Below are 14,681 nucleotides of genomic sequence, written 5' to 3'. Positions count from 1 at the left end.
AACGGTCCGCGACAGAAGAAGACCCCGGATTCTGACACAGCCACCGCAGCCGGGCCGCGACGCCGGGCACGGCGCAAGGCAGGGTTCAGGCCCTCGCTCAGCCGCGCGGATGATGGCGGGCGTGCAGCTTCTGCAGATGCTCACGCGCCACCAGGGTGTAGATCTGGGTGGTGGACAGCGAACTGTGGCCCAGCAGCATCTGCAGCGCGCGCAGGTCGGCGCCGCGGTTGAGCAGATGCGTGGCGAAGCTGTGGCGCAGGCCGTGCGGGCTGATCCGCGCCGGGTCGATGCCGGCCACCTGCGCGTGGCGCTTGACCAGGTGCCAGAAGGCCTGGCGGGTCAGCGCATGCAGCGTCGGCTCGATGAACAACGGCGTCTGCCCGTCGGCCAACGCCTGCACCTTGCCCTTGCCGACCAGCTGCGGCCGCGACTGCTGCAGGTAGCGCTCCAGCCAGTGCTGTGATTCCTCGCCCAGCGGCACCAGCCGTTCCTTGCTGCCCTTGCCGGTGACCCGCAATACGCCCTGGCGCAGGTTGACTGCCGTGGCCGGCAACAGCACCAGCTCGCTCACGCGCAGGCCGGCGGCATACATCAGTTCCAGCATGGCGCGATCGCGCAGGCCCAGCGGGCTGTCGATGTCCGGCGCCGCCAGCAGTGCGTCGATCTGGCTTTCGGCCAGCGCCTTGGGCAACAGCCGCGGCAGCTTCGGCGGGTCGAGCAGCGCACTGGGGTCCTCGCTGCGTTCACCACGGCGCACGCCATCGGCGAAGAACGCCCGCAGCGCCGACAGCAACCGCGCATTGCTGCGCGGCGACCAGCCATGCCGGGTGCGCCAGGCCAGATAGTCGAACAGGCCCGGGCGCTCGACGCCGGCCAGGCCACCGTCGCGCCCATCCATCCAGCGCGCCAGCCCTTCCAGATCGCGCCGGTAGCTGTCGAGGGTGGCGCGGGCCAGACCGTTCTCGGCCCAGATCGCATCGAGGAAGCGCTGGATGCGCAGGCTGTCGTCAGCGCGCAGCTCGGGCAGTTGCTGGACCAACTGGCGGCGTTCGGCGGGGGTGGAAACAAGGGCCATGCGCGCAGGATACGAGGGCCACTGCGGGCGCGGCCAGCTTTGCGTATGCTCGGTGCATGTCCCGCCCCGTCACCGAAACGGCCCCAGCGGCCGCCAGCGAACTGCCCCGCCCGCGCGCACTGCTGCTGTGGCGCCTGCTGGCGATGGTCTACGACGCACTGCCGGTACTGGCGCTGTGGATGCTCGCCGGCACACTGTTCACCCTCGCCTACACCATCAGCGGCCACGCGCAACGCGAGAACATCGCACCGTTCAGTGCCTGGCAGTGGCTGCTGTGGGCGGTGTGCTGGGGAACCACGGGGTGGTACGCGACGGCCAGCTGGCGCCGTGGCGGACAGACGCTGGGCATGCGTCCGTGGCGGCTGAAACTGCAATCGAACGATGGCACGCCACTGCGGCGAGGCCAGCTGTGGCTGCGCTTCGCCGTGGGCACGCTGTCACTGCTGCTGGGCGGGCTGGGATTCTGGTGGGCGTGGTTCGACCGCGAACGCCTGACCTGGCACGACCGCGCCAGCGGCACCCGCCTGGCGCGCATGCCGAAGCGGTAAGGCGCTGTCTGTAGAGCCGAGCCCGTGCTCGGCTGCTTTCCGCACTGTACGCGACAGCCGAGCACAGGCTCGGCGCTACAACAACCAGAATCAGCCCGATTTGCGCCGGAACAGCAGTCCGGATATCGCCAGCATCACGATCGGTGGCAGCGCATAGGCAATGCGGTAATCGAACTTCAGCGCACCAGCCATGCGCCCGAAGAACAGCTGCAGCAGCCAGAAGCCCAGCGCGAACAGGATGCCCAGGAACAGGCGCTTGCCCATGCCGCCGCTGCGCAGCGAACCGAACGCGAACGGCACCGCCGCCAGGCACAGCGCCAGCACGTTCAACGGGTAGAACCAGCGGCTCCAGTACACGTCCTCGAAGTCACGCGCGTCCAGCCCGTTGCGCTGCCGGTAGGTGATGCTGGTGCTCAGTTCGGCGAGGCTGAGGTTGCGCGGCTTGGCGATGCCGGTGGCCAATGCGGCCGCATCCAGCTTCGAATTCCACGGTTCGCGCGCGATTTCCTGGCGGGTCGCCGAGCGCTCGCCGAAGGTATCGCGACGTACACCGGTCAGCACCCAGCCATCCTTGTCATGCTCGGCGGTGTCGGCATGGGTCAATGAGGCGATGCCCCCGTTCTCGGCGATGCGGTACAGGCGCACGTCGCGCAGGATCAGGCGCGTGCCCTTGTCGCCGACCAGCTGCTCCTCGCCGCTCTGCGCGTTGAGGAAGGTATCGCCCTCGCGTGCCCACAGGCCCGAGTAACGGCTGGTGGCGATATCCCGCCCCCACTTGGCGCTGGACTTCAACGCATCGGCGCGGTCCTGGCCCCAGGGGCCCAGGGTTTCGGCGCTGAACACCATAACCGCGGTCAGCAGCGACAGCGCGATCGCCACTGAAACGCTCAGGCGCTTGCGCGACAGGCCCAGCGCACGCAGCGCGGTCAGCTCCGAGGTCGCCGCCAGCTGGCCCAGGCCCATCAGCGCACCGATCACTGCGGCGGTGGGGAACATGGTGTAGGCGCGGCGTGGCACCGTGTACAGCACCCATGCGGCGGCATGGCCCAGCGTGTAGCCGTTCTTGCCGATGTCCTTGAACTCGCCGGAGAACGCCATCACCACGTCCAGGCCGACCAGTACGGCCCAGGTCAGCAGCACCGTGGTGAACACCGACCGGCCCAGGTACAGGTCGAAACGCATCGGGCGCAGCCTCATGCGCGGGCTCCCTTCGGGCGGCCCAGGCGGCCATCACGTGCATACATCCAGATGGCCAGCGCCAGCAACGGCAGGGTCAACCACCACAGGCCAAGCGCAGGGGGGATCTTGCCGTTGGCGATCCAGCCGCTGCCGATGAACATCAGATTGGTGCCGACCATGTAGGCCATCAGCGCCAGCATCATGCGGCCGTAGCGCTGCTGGCGCGGCGAGCTGCGGCCCAGCGGCACGGTCAGCAGGGCGAACGCCAGCGCGATCAGCGGCGGCGCCAGGCGGCGGTGCAGCTGCGCCTGCGCCTGCGGACGCTCATCGCCGATCAGCTGCAGTGTCGGCATCAGTTCCGGGTCGTCCTCGGTGCGGGTCTGCGCACCATCGGGCAGGGCCACGTCATTGCGGGCGAAGGTCGCCAGGCGGTAGTCCAGGCCACCGGCCACCGGCCCTTCCACCTGGTGGCCGTCATCCAGCTCAAGGAAGCGCTGGCGGGTGCCCTCGAAGAACATGCGGCCGCCATTGGCCGACACCACCTCCAGGCGGTCATCCTTCTGGCGCTGCAGGAACACCTTGCCCAGCTGGGTGCCATCGGGCGAGATCGAGGACAGGTAGACCACGCCGCCATTGGGCAGCGGGGTGAAGCGGCCCGGCTCCAGACCGGCCATCAGCACGCTGCGGTTGGCCTCGATGATCATCTGCTCGGCCACCCGGCCGGCCCACGGGCCCAGCCACAGCGAGCAGGCGCCCACCAGGGCCACCACCGGCACCACCAGCATCAGCAGTGGCCGCAGCAGTCGCTTGGGGCCGACACCAATGGCGGTGATCACCGCCATTTCCGAGTCGCGGTACAGGCGGGCGATGGCCAGCAGCAGGCCCAGCATCAGCGCCAGCGGCAGGATCAGCGGCAGGTAGGCGATGAACTGCAGGCCCAGCTGCGAGAACAGCAGCTTGGCCGGCAGGCGCCCGTCGGCGATGTTGCCGAGGATGTCCACCAGCACGCCGCCCACGCTGACCACCAGCAGGACGATCAGGGTAGCCAGGAAACTCTGGACGAAATCGCCCAGCAGGTATCGGTCGAGCTTCAGCATGGGGCGGTGGTTTAAACTCTGGGGTTCGTTCGCGGTGCCGCCCAGTCTACTGTCTGGGCGTAAACGGCCTGCGATTGTACGGACTCGCCAATGGAATCTGCTCAATGGCCCTCGAATTCACCCTGAACCACGTTGCTCCGGCCGCCGCCACCGTTGATTGCCTGGTGGTCGGCGCCTATGCCGACCATACCCTGACCCCGGCCGCACAGGCCCTGGACGCCGCCAGCGGCGGCCGCCTGGCCGCGCTGGCCCAGCGCGGCGACCTGTCCGGCAAGACCGGTGCCACCACCCTGCTGCACGACCTTCCGGGCGTGACCGCCCCGCGCGTGCTGGTGGTCGGCCTGGGCGATGCCGCCCGCTTCGGTGTGCCGCAGTACCTGAAGGCCATCGGCGACGCCGTGCGCGCGCTGAAGGCCGGTGCTACCCGCAGCGCACTGTTCACCCTGTCCGAAGTGGCGGTGAAGGACCGCGACGCGGCCTGGGCGATCCGCCAGGCGGTGATCGCCGCCGATCACGCCGCCTACCGCTACACCGCCACGCTGGGCAAGAAGAAGGCCGACGACGCCGGCCTGGCGCAGCTGGCCATCGCCGGTGACGACGCGCAGGCGCTGGCCCAGGGCCAGGCCATCGCCGCCGGCGTGGAGTTCGCCCGCGAGCTGGGCAACCTGCCGCCGAACTACTGCACCCCGGCCTACCTGGCCGAAGTGGGCGTGAAGTTCGCCGGCGAGCACGACGGCGCCGAAGCCGAGATCCTCGACGAGCACCAGATGGAAGCGCTGGGCATGGGCTCGCTGCTGGCCGTGGCCCGCGGCTCGGCCAACCGCCCGCGCCTGGTGGTGCTGAAATGGACCAATGGCGGCGACGCCAAGCCTTACGTGCTGGTCGGCAAGGGCATCACCTTCGATACCGGTGGTGTCAACCTGAAGACCCAGGGCGGCATCGAGGAAATGAAGTACGACATGTGCGGTGGCGCCAACGTCATCGGCACCTTCGTCGCCGCCGTGAAGGCCAAGCTGCCGCTGAACCTCGTCGTGGTGGTGCCGGCCGTTGAGAACGCCATCGATGGCAACGCCTACCGTCCGTCCGACGTGATCACCTCGATGTCCGGCAAGACCATCGAAGTGGGCAACACCGACGCCGAAGGCCGCCTGATCCTGTGCGACGCGCTGACCTACGCGCAGCGTTTCGAGCCGCAGGCCCTGGTCGACGTGGCCACGCTGACCGGCGCCTGCATGGTCGCCCTGGGTCACCAGACCGCCGGCCTGATGAGCAAGCACGACGACCTGGCCAACGAACTGCTGGCCGCCGGCGAGCACGTGTTCGACCGCGCCTGGCGCCTGCCGCTGTGGGACGAATACCAGCCGATGCTGGATTCGACCTTCGCCGACGTCTACAACATCGGCGGCCGCTGGGCCGGCGCGATCACCGCCGGCTGCTTCCTGTCGCGCTTCGCCGAAGGCCAGCGCTGGGCCCACCTGGACATCGCCGGCGTGGCCAGCGATGAAGGCAAGCGTGGCATGGCCACCGGCCGCCCGGTCGGCCTGCTGAGCCAGTGGCTGCTGGACCAGGCCGCCCGCGCCTGATGCCGTACCCGACCCTGGCCGGCTCCCGCCGGCCGGGGCCTCGCCCGGCATCACCGGGCCCCTGCCTGACCCGGACCCTGCCATGCCCCGCGCCGACTTCTACCTGATCGCCAAGCCCCGCTTCCTGACCGAGCCGTTGCGCCTGGTCTGCGAACTGGCGCGCAAGGCCAACGACGCCGGGTTGTTCACCCTGGTGCTGGCCCGCGACCAGGCCCAGGCCGAGGAGCTGGACGAACTGCTGTGGGCGTTCGACAACGATGCCTACATCCCGCATCAGATTGCCGGCGAGGACATGGACGAGGAAGAGGCCCTGGTGCTGATCGCCGTGCCGGGCACCGACGCGCCGGCGCGCCCGCTGGTCATCAACCTGCGCGATGAGCCTTGGCTGGGCCAGTGCGAACGCGTGCTGGAAGTGGTCCCGGCCGATCCGGAAGCGCGCGAACCGCTGCGCGAACGCTGGCGCCAGTACAAGGCCGCCGGGTACGACCTGAACAAGCACGACATGTAAGCGCGCCCCGGCCCCCTTGATGGGCCGCCGCCGCGCCCTGATCCTTCAACGATTACCTCCTGGTTCCCCCGCATGACCCAACTCGCCTCCAGCTACGACCCGAAGTCCTTCGAGACCGACCTCTACGAGGCCTGGGAGAAGGCCGGCCACTTCAAGCCGTCCGGCACGGGCGAGCCGTACACCATCCTGCTGCCGCCACCGAACGTGACCGGCACGCTGCACATGGGCCATGCGTTCCAGCAGACGCTGATGGATGCGCTGGTGCGCTACCACCGCATGCGCGGCTACGACACGCTGTGGCAGGTCGGTACCGACCACGCCGGCATCGCCACTGAAATGGTGGTCAGCCGCAACCTGGCGCTGGAAGGCAAGGGCGAGACCCGCGATTCGCTGGGCCGCGAAGGTTTCATCGGCAAGGTCTGGGAATGGAAGCAGCAGTCCGGCGACACCATCGAACGCCAGATGCGCCGCCTCGGCACCTCCGCCGACTGGTCGCGCAGCACCTTCACCATGGACCCGCAGCCGTCGGCGGCGGTCAACGAAGCCTTCGTGCGCTGGTACGAACAGGGCCTGATCTACCGCGGCCAGCGCCTGGTCAACTGGGACCCGGTGCTGAAGACCGCCATTTCCGACCTGGAAGTGGAGAGCGCCGAGGAAGACGGCTTCCTGTGGTCGATCGCCTACACGCTGGATGAGGGCCTGAGCTACGAACACGTCGAGCGCGATGCCGACGGCGTGGAAACCCTGCGCGAAACCCGCGACTACCTGGTGGTCGCCACCACCCGCCCGGAAACCCTGCTGGGCGATACCGCGGTGATGGTGCACCCGGAAGACGCGCGTTATGCGCACCTGATCGGCAAGAGCGTGGTGCTGCCGCTGACCGGCCGCCGCGTCCCGGTGATCGCAGACGACTACGTGGACCGTGCGTTCGGCACCGGCGTGGTCAAGGTCACCCCGGCGCACGATTTCAACGACTACGAAGTGGGCGTGCGCCACAGCCTGCCGATGATCAATCTGTTCACCCCGGTGGCGGCGCTGAACGAGAACGCGCCGGAGCGTTTCCAGGGTCTGGACCGCTACGCCGCGCGCAAGGCCGTGCTGGCCGAGCTGGAAGACCTGGGCATCCTGGTCGAGACCAAGGCGCACAAGCTGCAGGTGCCCCGCGGCGACCGTACCGGCCAGGTGATCGAGCCGTACCTGACCGACCAGTGGTTCGTGAAGATGGACGACCTGGCCAAGCGTGGCCTGGAGCTGGTCGAAGACGGCAGCATTTCCTTCGTGCCGCCGAACTGGATCAACACCTACCGCCACTGGATGAACAACATCCAGGACTGGTGCATCAGCCGCCAGCTGTGGTGGGGCCACCGCATTCCGGCGTGGTTCGACGAAACCACCGGCAGCTGCTACGTCGGTCGCAGCGAAGAGGAAGTGCGCGCGAAGCACAACCTCGGCAGCGATGTGGTGCTGAACCAGGAAAGCGACGTGCTGGAGACCTGGTTCTCCTCGCAGCTGTGGCCGTTCTCCACCCTGGGTTGGCCGAACGAGCAGGCCATGGCCGAGCGCGGCTTCGACCGCTACCTGCCGTCGTCGGTGCTGATCACCGGCTTCGACATCATCTTCTTCTGGGTGGCGCGCATGATCATGGCCACCGACAACCTGGTCGGGAAGATCCCGTTCAAGGACGTCTACTTCACCGGCCTGATCCGCGACGGCCAGGGCCAGAAGATGTCCAAGAGCAAGGGCAACGTGCTCGACCCGCTGGACATCATCGACGGCATCACCATCGACGACCTGGTCGCCAAGCGCACCGGCGGCCTGATGCAGCCGAAGATGGTCGAAAAGATCGAAAAGGCCACCCGCAAGGAATTCCCGGACGGCATTGCTGCCCACGGTGCCGATGCGCTGCGCTTCACCATCGCCGCGCTGGCCACCCACGGCCGCGACATCAAGTTCGACATGAACCGCGCCGAGGGCTACAAGAACTTCTGCAACAAGCTGTGGAATGCCAGCCGTTTCGCCCTGATGAACACCGAGGGTGCTGCGTTCACCGGCGTGCCGACCCCGCGCACCGATGCCGAGCGCTGGATCCTGGCGCGCCTGGCCGCCACCACCGCCGAAGCGCAGGGCCATTTTGCCGCGTACCGCTTCGACCTGCTGGCGCAGTGCCTGTACGAGTTCGCCTGGAACGCGTTCTGCGACTGGTTCCTGGAACTGAGCAAGCCGGCACTGAACGGTGCCGACGCGGCTGATGCCGAAAGCACCCGCCACACCCTGCTGTACGTGCTGGAAGCGCTGCTGCGCCTGCTGCACCCGCTCACGCCGTTCATCACCGAACAGCTGTGGCAGCAGCTGGCGCCGCGCCTGGGCCTGGCCGAAACCACGCTGTCGCTGCGCCCGTACCCGACCGCCGCCGAGTTCGAAGGCGATTTCGCCCAGGCCGAGGCCGACGTGGAATGGCTGAAGGCGGTGATCAGTGCCGTGCGCCGCGTGCGCAGTGAGCTGAACGTCGCGCCGTCCAAGCTGGTGCCGCTGCGCCTGCAGGCCGGCCTGGAACAGGATCGCGTGCGCATCGAACGTTTCAGCGCCTCGCTGTCGTTCCTGCTGAAGCTGGACAGCATCCAGTGGCTGGCCGAAGGCGAAAGCGCGCCGCCGGCTGCCGCCGCGATCGTGGGCGAGCTGAAGCTGCTGGTGCCGCTGGAAGGCCTGGTCGATCTCGATGCCGAGCGCGTGCGCCTGGACAAGGAAATCGCCCGCGTCGAAGCCGAAAAGGAAAAGAGCGAGACCAAGCTGGCCAAGTTCACCGACAAGGTGCCGCCGGCCGTGGTCGAGCAGGAACGCGTGCGACTGGCCGACTGGAACACCCAGCTGGCCGGCCTGCGCGAGCAACGCGCGAAGCTGTAAGCGCCGCGCTCTGGTGCGTGCCAACCAAGGTTGGCACCTGCCACGGCGGGAGAGGTTGGCACCCACCGAAGCGGAATCGGAAACGCCGGGCGATGCCCGGCGTTTCCATTTCTCCCGCATGGCATCATCGCTGGATGCCACTTTCCATCTTCCTGCTGGTTCTCGCCGCTGCAGCCCTGCACGCCAGCTGGAACGCGATCGTCAAGCGCGGGCCGGACAAGTTCCTCGGCACCGTACTGGTGACCGGCAGTGCCGCGCTGCTGTCGGCGGCTGCCCTGCCCTTCCTGCCATTCCCCGCGGCACACAGCTGGCCGTGGCTGGCCGCGTCGGTGCTGCTGCAGGTGACCTACTACGGCCTGGTCGCACGCTGTTACCAGCAGGTCGACATGAGCTTGGCCTATCCGCTGATGCGTGGCAGCGCGCCGATCCTGGTTGCGCTGGCGGGAACACTGCTGGGCGAGCAGCTGCCGCCTGCGGCGTGGCTGGGCGTGGTGCTGGTCAGCACCGGCATCCTGTGCATGGCACTGGGTGCACGTGGCGGCCAGCTGCGGCTGCCGCTGCTGACCGCGGCGATGATCGCCACCTACACCTTGGTCGATGCACAGGGCGCGCGCCAGTCCGGCAGTGCGCTCAGCTACACGCTGTGGTTGTTCCTGCTGTCGGGCATTCCACTGCCACTGTGGGCGTTGTACACGCGCCGCGGCGCGGTGCTCGACTACGCGCGGCAGCACTGGCCGCTGGGGCTGGCCGGTGGCGTCGGCACCACCGCCTCGTATGCGATGGCATTGTGGGCAATGACCCAGGCGCCGGTGGCGATGGTCTCGGCGCTGCGCGAATCGTCGATCCTGTTCGCCTTGCTGATCTCGGTGTTCCTGCTGCTCGAACGGATTCCGCGCGCGCGCTGGCTGGCAGCGGCGCTCATCGTCGGTGGCGTATTGGCGTTGCGGCTGGCCTGAGCAGAGCGTGCCAACCAAGGTTGGCACCCACCGATTCATCGGTAGTGCCGGCCGCTGGCCGGCAACCCTTCTCCGCTACAGCGGCGGCATCGCCTGCAGGTCGCCGTCGACCAGTTCGATCGCCATCACCACCGCGTCTTCGCGGCCCTGTGCGGCCGGGTAGTAGCGCGGGCGGCGGCCGATCTCGTTGAAGCCTTCGCTGTGGTACAAGGCCAGCGCCGGTGTGTTGGACGGACGCACTTCCAGGAACACACGCTGCGCACCCCGGTCGCCGGCCAGCTGTACCAGCGCGCGCAGCAGCTGACGCCCGAGCCCACGCGACTGCGTAAGCGGGTCGATGCAGATGTTCAGCACATGGGCTTCGTCGGCCGCGATGCTGAGTACGCCATAGCCGATCAGCTGGCCATCGCGCTCCATGGCCAGGCCCGGATAACCCGCACGCAGGCAGTCAACGAAGATGCCGCGGGTCCAGGGAAACGGATAGCCGCGTACTTCAATCGCCATCACCGCGTTGAGGTCGCTCTCGCGCAGTGCGCGCAGGCCGACCGGACCGGGCTGGCTGACCGCACTCATGGCGCGCCCCGCTTGCGCAGGGCGCGCAGCTGCGGCCACAACGCGCGCTTGGCGGCCGGGTCCTGGCGCAGCTGGTCCAGTGGCCAGCTGTCCATCAGCGCCTGCGTGGCCGGATCATTGGGATTGCAGCCGGACGCGCGCAGCAAGGCGATCTGCAGGCGATCCGGCAGGCGCACCACCGGCTGCCGGGCATTGCCAGGCAGCGGCCGGCCAGCCGCGGGCGCGGTGTCCGGTGCGCTGACCGGGGTCTCGCGGCGCGCTGGCGCCGGGCGTTCCTGGCGGGAAACCGGTGCGGCCGCAGCCAGAGGTTCGCGCGCAGGTGCGGTTGGCGCCCGCGCCTGCTCCGCCGCTGGTGCGGCACCCGCCTCGGCTTCGGCCACGCTCAGCTGCAGCGCGGCATCCAGCTCGGCGGCCAGCTGGCCGTCGTGGTAGACGGTGTAGCCCATGGCCTGCAGCCAGGCCTGCTGGGCCGGTGACCACAACACGGGCAGGTCCCGGCTCACGCGGCCTCGGGCTTCTTGCGCAGGCGCTGCACGGCCCACATCACCGGGCCCGACAACGCGTACAGGATGCCCACCGCGAACAGCACGCGCGGCAGGTCGATGACCGCAATGGCGATTGCCACTGGCACCAGGGCCAGAACCAGGAACGGCACGCGGTCGGAGCGGGTGCCCTTGGCGCCGCCGCCCTTGAAGCTCCAGAAGCGGATGCGGCTGACCATCAGCAGCGCCGCGATGATCGTCACCGCCAGCGCCACGTAGCGCAGCTGGTTGCCGTCCCAGCCCAGGTTGCCATCGGCGAACGCCCAGACGAAGGACATCATCAGGCCGGCCGCGGCCGGGCTGGCCAGGCCGACGAACCAGCGCTTGTCGACCACCGCCACCTGGGTGTTGAAACGGGCCAGGCGCAGCGCAGCACACGCGGCATACAGGAAAGCGACTGCCCAGCCGACACGGCCCAGCAGCGGGTCATCGAACTTCAACCACGACAGCGACCAGTGGTACATCACCAGCGCCGGGGCCATGCCGAAGCTGACCAGGTCGGCCAGCGAGTCGTACTGCACGCCGAATTCGCTGCTGGTGCCGGTCAGGCGCGCCACGCGCCCATCCAGGCCATCCATCACCGCTGCCACGAACACGGCGATGCTGGCGTTGACGAAGTCCCCGTTGGCCGCGGCGATGATCGCGTAGAAGCCGGCAAACAGGCCGGCGGTGGTGAACAGGTTGGGCAGCAGGTAAATCGTGCGCGAACGCGGCGGCGGTGTGATCGGGTCCATGGAATCCAGTTTAATCGACTTGCCAGTGCTCGGCGCCAATGCTGCAATCGGCGTTCTACGCCCATTCCGTGGAGTTTGCCATGCGTGCCCTGTCCTGCCTTGGATGCCTGCTGCTGTTGGCCAGTGCCAACGCCGTGGCCGGCCCGGTCTATAAATGGAAGGACGCCAATGGCGTGACCCAGTATTCGGAGACCCCGCCGGCGGGCAGGAAGTTCGAGACCCGGGCGCAGGCGCGCAGTTCCCAGGCGGCGGCCAGCGCCGAGCCCCCGGCCGCGCCGGTGCCCGAGCAGTGCAGCACCGCCCGCGCCAACCTGGCCCTGCTGGACGGCGGCGGCCAGGTAATGCAGGACACCGATGGTGATGGCAAGGCCGATACCCCGTTGGCTCCGGAGCAGCGCAGCGCGCAGAAGGGATTGGCTGAAGCCGCCATCAAGGCCTACTGCCCGGCGGAGTGAGGGTATCGGCAGGGCTTGCAGCCCTGCACCTGCTGAAGCAAAGGCAACAGCAACAGCAACAGCCGGCTATGGGCCTTCTGTGGGTTTGGCGGGGCGGTGTGGGCTGGCAGGACACGCCGTAAACCCTTCCATGGGGGCTCGATGGCGCCTTGCTCGTGTGCGCTGTCCTGCGCACACGGCAAGACCGGGGTTGGGCGTCCTGCCCAACCCGCCCGAGGCATGCCTCGGGCCCATGGCGCCAACGGTCCTGCCAACCCGCACCGCCCCGCCCCTGACAGTTTCCTGCTGCTGTTGGTAGGTGTCGACCTTGGTCGACACGCTGGATCCACGCCATGCGTGGATGAATCTCCATGGAAATCGAATAGTTCGAGAATTGATCGAACAGCAGCCGAGCATGGCTCGGCCCTACAAAAAGGGCGACAGATCGCGGAAAACTGTCGAAGGCGGGGTGGGTCCGGTGGCAGGGGTGTGAGCGGCATGGATGCCGCGACCAAGCCCCCATGGGTGAGGGCGCTTTGCTTGCGAAGCACTGCTTCGCAAGCGCCCGAACGCACAGCCGCCAGCGGCTGGGCCGGACCGCGGAGCGGGGTTTACGGCGTCCCCTGCCACCGGACCCACCCCGCCATCCCACAGTAAGCCCGCTGTTGCTGTTGCTGTTGCTGTTGACGTTGCTTCAGGCGGGTGCAGGGCGCAGCCCTGCCAGTACCCCCCACCCCGGCCGGGCTGGCAGAATAGGCGTCTCTGCCGTTATCCGAAGCCGACGATGCGCCTCTCCCAGTTCCACCTGCACACCACCAAGGAAACCCCCAGCGACGCCGAGCTCACCAGCCACCGGCTGATGCTGCGTGCGGGCATGATCCGCAAGCTGGCGTCAGGCCTGTACACCTGGTCGCCGCTGGGCCTGCGCGTGCTGCGCAAGGTCGAGCGCATCGTGCGCGAGGAAATGGACCGCGCCGGTGCCGTGGAATTCCAGATCCCGACCATCCAGCCGAAGGAACTGTGGGAGCAGACCGGGCGCTGGCAGAAGTTCGGCCCGCAGCTGCTGAAGATCAAGGACCGCAAGGACCAGGTGTTCTGCTACAGCCCGACCGCCGAAGAAGCCGCCTGCGACTTCGCGCGCAGCGAGCTGTCCAGCTACAAGCAGCTGCCGGTCAACTTCTACCAGATCCAGACCAAGTTCCGCGACGAGATCCGTCCGCGCTTCGGCGTGATGCGTTCGCGCGAGTTCCTGATGAAGGACGCCTATTCGTTCCACCTGCACGATGAGTGCCTGGTGCGCGAGTACGAGAACATGAAGTCGGCCTACAGCCGTATCTTCACCCGCCTCGGCCTGGACTTCCGCATGGTGCAGGCCGACTCCGGCGCGATCGGCGGCGATGCCTCGCAGGAATTCCACGTGATCGCCGATTCCGGCGAAGACGCACTGGTGTTCTCCACCGGTTCGGACTACGCGGCCAACATGGAAGCGGCGATCGCCGCCGATCCGGCACCGCGTGCGGCCGCCAGCGAAGCCATGCGCAAGATCGACACCCCCACCCAGAAGACCTGCGAGGATGTCGCGGCGCTGCTCGGCATCGACCTGCAGCGCACGGTGAAGTCGGTGGCGCTGATCGCGGGCGAAGGCAAGGCACAGCAGTTCGTGCTGGTGCTGGTGCGCGGCGACCATGAAGTCAACGAGATCAAGCTGGCCAAGGTTACCGGCCTGGACGAACAGCGCTTTGCCAGCGAGGCGGAAATCGCCGAGTACCTGGGCAGCGTGCCGGGCTTCCTCGGCCCGGTCGCCCCGGCCAAGGCCATCCGCGTGGTGGCCGATCGCGAAGTGGCGGCGATGTCCGACTTCGTCGTCGGTGCCAACGAAGCCGGTTTCCACCTGGCCGGCGTCAACTGGGGCCGCGACCTGCCGGAACCGGAAGTGGCCGATATCCGCAACGTGCGTGCCGGCGACCGTGCCGTGGACGGCGGCGAACTGAAGATCGCCCGTGGCATCGAAGTCGGCCACGTTTTCCAGCTCGGCCGCAAGTACGCCGAAGCGCTGGATGCCACCGTGCTGGACGAGAACGGCAAGGCGGCGGTGATGGCGATGGGCTGCTACGGCATCGGCATTTCGCGCGTGGTGGCTGCCGCGATTGAACAAAACCATGACGATGCCGGCATCATCTGGCCGGACGCGATGGCGCCGTGGCAGGTGGTGGTATGCGTGATCAACCCGAAGGGCGATGCGGCCGTGGCCGACGCCGCTGCCACCCTGCTGCAGGAGCTGCGCGACGCGGGCCTGGACGCTGCACTCGACGACCGCGGTTTGCGCCCGGGCGCGATGTTCGCCGACATGGAACTGATCGGTATTCCGCACCGCGTGGTGGTCAGCGAACGCGGCCTGGCCGCCGGCACCTACGAGTACCGCTCGCGCCGCGCCAGCGACGCGGAGAGCCTGGACAAGGCGACCCTGCTGCAGCGCCTGCAGGGTTGATCAGGAAAAGACCGGGGCATGCCCCGGTCTTTTTTTTGCCTGACGCCCATTTGAGCAATATTG

Annotated in this window: 13 protein-coding genes; 7 read left to right on the top strand and 6 right to left on the bottom strand. The window is 68.1% G+C overall.

The features are described 5' to 3' along the window. Positions 1 to 97: 97 nt before the first annotated feature. Entirely contained in the window at positions 98 to 1,075 is a 978-nt protein-coding gene (gene xerD, locus V3B46_RS18395; RefSeq protein WP_329892562.1) for a site-specific tyrosine recombinase XerD, read from the bottom strand. A 56-nt stretch (positions 1,076 to 1,131) separates the two neighbouring features. On the opposite strand from xerD, the gene V3B46_RS18390 reads away from it, so the two are divergent. Then, entirely contained in the window at positions 1,132 to 1,623 is a 492-nt protein-coding gene (locus V3B46_RS18390) for an RDD family protein (RefSeq protein ID WP_329892561.1), read from the top strand. Positions 1,624 to 1,713: 90 nt separating this feature from the next. Here the strand turns inward: V3B46_RS18390 and lptG are convergent, their stop codons facing one another. Both lptG and lptF read right to left on the bottom strand, forming a co-directional pair. Next, on the bottom strand, positions 1,714 to 2,820 hold the full coding sequence (gene lptG, locus V3B46_RS18385) for an LPS export ABC transporter permease LptG (protein WP_329892560.1): 1,107 nt from the start codon (positions 2,818 to 2,820) through the stop codon (positions 1,714 to 1,716). Continuing rightward, the gene (gene lptF, locus V3B46_RS18380; RefSeq protein WP_032128008.1) at positions 2,817 to 3,899 is read right to left on the bottom strand and encodes an LPS export ABC transporter permease LptF; all 1,083 of its coding nucleotides are present in this window, start codon (positions 3,897 to 3,899) and stop codon (positions 2,817 to 2,819) included. The genes lptG and lptF overlap by 4 nt, the downstream gene beginning before the upstream one ends. A 104-nt stretch (positions 3,900 to 4,003) precedes the next feature. On the opposite strand from lptF, the gene V3B46_RS18375 reads away from it, so the two are divergent. The 4 genes from V3B46_RS18375 to V3B46_RS18360 all read left to right on the top strand — a co-directional run bounded on the left by V3B46_RS18375 (position 4,004) and on the right by V3B46_RS18360 (position 9,847). Next, on the top strand, positions 4,004 to 5,482 hold the full coding sequence (locus V3B46_RS18375) for a leucyl aminopeptidase (protein ID WP_329892559.1): 1,479 nt from the start codon (positions 4,004 to 4,006) through the stop codon (positions 5,480 to 5,482). 82 nt (positions 5,483 to 5,564) lie between these two features. After that, positions 5,565 to 5,990 carry a DNA polymerase III subunit chi gene (locus tag V3B46_RS18370; protein WP_014645876.1) on the top strand — a complete coding sequence of 142 codons (426 nt, stop codon included), beginning with the start codon at positions 5,565 to 5,567 and terminating at the stop codon, positions 5,988 to 5,990. Between the two features lie 72 nt (positions 5,991 to 6,062). Next, positions 6,063 to 8,891 carry a valine--tRNA ligase gene (locus V3B46_RS18365; RefSeq protein WP_329892558.1) on the top strand — a complete coding sequence of 943 codons (2,829 nt, stop codon included), beginning with the start codon at positions 6,063 to 6,065 and terminating at the stop codon, positions 8,889 to 8,891. Between the two features lie 134 nt (positions 8,892 to 9,025). Next, the gene (locus V3B46_RS18360; protein WP_329892557.1) at positions 9,026 to 9,847 is read left to right on the top strand and encodes an EamA family transporter; all 822 of its coding nucleotides are present in this window, start codon (positions 9,026 to 9,028) and stop codon (positions 9,845 to 9,847) included. Positions 9,848 to 9,922: 75 nt separating this feature from the next. Here the strand turns inward: V3B46_RS18360 and rimI are convergent, their stop codons facing one another. Genes rimI through pssA form a run of 3 tightly spaced genes read right to left on the bottom strand, consistent with a single transcriptional unit; the run spans position 9,923 to position 11,696 of the window. After that, positions 9,923 to 10,420: a ribosomal protein S18-alanine N-acetyltransferase gene (rimI, locus tag V3B46_RS18355; protein WP_154262243.1), complete on the bottom strand. Its 498-nt coding sequence runs from the start codon at positions 10,418 to 10,420 to the stop codon at positions 9,923 to 9,925. After that, positions 10,417 to 10,923, bottom strand: a complete 507-nt coding sequence (locus tag V3B46_RS18350; protein WP_329892556.1) for a hypothetical protein — start codon at positions 10,921 to 10,923, stop codon at positions 10,417 to 10,419. The genes rimI and V3B46_RS18350 overlap by 4 nt, the downstream gene beginning before the upstream one ends. Beyond that, entirely contained in the window at positions 10,920 to 11,696 is a 777-nt protein-coding gene (gene pssA, locus V3B46_RS18345; protein WP_019660986.1) for a CDP-diacylglycerol--serine O-phosphatidyltransferase, read from the bottom strand. The genes V3B46_RS18350 and pssA overlap by 4 nt, the downstream gene beginning before the upstream one ends. Before the next feature lie 80 nt (positions 11,697 to 11,776). Here pssA and V3B46_RS18340 point away from each other — a divergent pair, with 80 nt between their 5' ends. Continuing rightward, positions 11,777 to 12,151 carry a DUF4124 domain-containing protein gene (locus V3B46_RS18340; protein WP_329892555.1) on the top strand — a complete coding sequence of 125 codons (375 nt, stop codon included), beginning with the start codon at positions 11,777 to 11,779 and terminating at the stop codon, positions 12,149 to 12,151. Between the two features lie 763 nt (positions 12,152 to 12,914). Then, on the top strand, positions 12,915 to 14,618 hold the full coding sequence (locus V3B46_RS18335; protein ID WP_329892554.1) for a proline--tRNA ligase: 1,704 nt from the start codon (positions 12,915 to 12,917) through the stop codon (positions 14,616 to 14,618). Positions 14,619 to 14,681 lie beyond the last annotated feature (63 nt).

It is taken from the genome of Stenotrophomonas sp. SMYL11 (assembly GCF_036320005.1).
GTDB classification, from domain to species: Bacteria; Pseudomonadota; Gammaproteobacteria; order Xanthomonadales; family Xanthomonadaceae; genus Stenotrophomonas; species Stenotrophomonas maltophilia_A.
The sequence above is the reverse complement of the archived record's forward strand: the minus strand, read 5'-3'. Positions and strand labels throughout refer to the sequence as shown.

What these genes read in the sequence shown, in the direction of transcription:
- V3B46_RS18365 (WP_329892558.1), top strand. Translation starts at nt 6,063, where the DNA reads ATGACCCAACTCGCCTCCAGCTACGACCCGAAGTCCTTCGAGACCGAC.
- lptF (WP_032128008.1), bottom strand. Translation starts at nt 3,899, where the DNA reads ATGCTGAAGCTCGACCGATACCTGCTGGGCGATTTCGTCCAGAGTTTC.
- rimI (WP_154262243.1), bottom strand. Translation starts at nt 10,420, where the DNA reads ATGAGTGCGGTCAGCCAGCCCGGTCCGGTCGGCCTGCGCGCACTGCGC.
- V3B46_RS18335 (WP_329892554.1), top strand. Translation starts at nt 12,915, where the DNA reads ATGCGCCTCTCCCAGTTCCACCTGCACACCACCAAGGAAACCCCCAGC.
- xerD (WP_329892562.1), bottom strand. Translation starts at nt 1,075, where the DNA reads ATGGCCCTTGTTTCCACCCCCGCCGAACGCCGCCAGTTGGTCCAGCAA.
- V3B46_RS18375 (WP_329892559.1), top strand. Translation starts at nt 4,004, where the DNA reads ATGGCCCTCGAATTCACCCTGAACCACGTTGCTCCGGCCGCCGCCACC.
- V3B46_RS18360 (WP_329892557.1), top strand. Translation starts at nt 9,026, where the DNA reads ATGCCACTTTCCATCTTCCTGCTGGTTCTCGCCGCTGCAGCCCTGCAC.
- pssA (WP_019660986.1), bottom strand. Translation starts at nt 11,696, where the DNA reads ATGGACCCGATCACACCGCCGCCGCGTTCGCGCACGATTTACCTGCTG.
- lptG (WP_329892560.1), bottom strand. Translation starts at nt 2,820, where the DNA reads ATGAGGCTGCGCCCGATGCGTTTCGACCTGTACCTGGGCCGGTCGGTG.
- V3B46_RS18370 (WP_014645876.1), top strand. Translation starts at nt 5,565, where the DNA reads ATGCCCCGCGCCGACTTCTACCTGATCGCCAAGCCCCGCTTCCTGACC.
- V3B46_RS18340 (WP_329892555.1), top strand. Translation starts at nt 11,777, where the DNA reads ATGCGTGCCCTGTCCTGCCTTGGATGCCTGCTGCTGTTGGCCAGTGCC.
- V3B46_RS18390 (WP_329892561.1), top strand. Translation starts at nt 1,132, where the DNA reads ATGTCCCGCCCCGTCACCGAAACGGCCCCAGCGGCCGCCAGCGAACTG.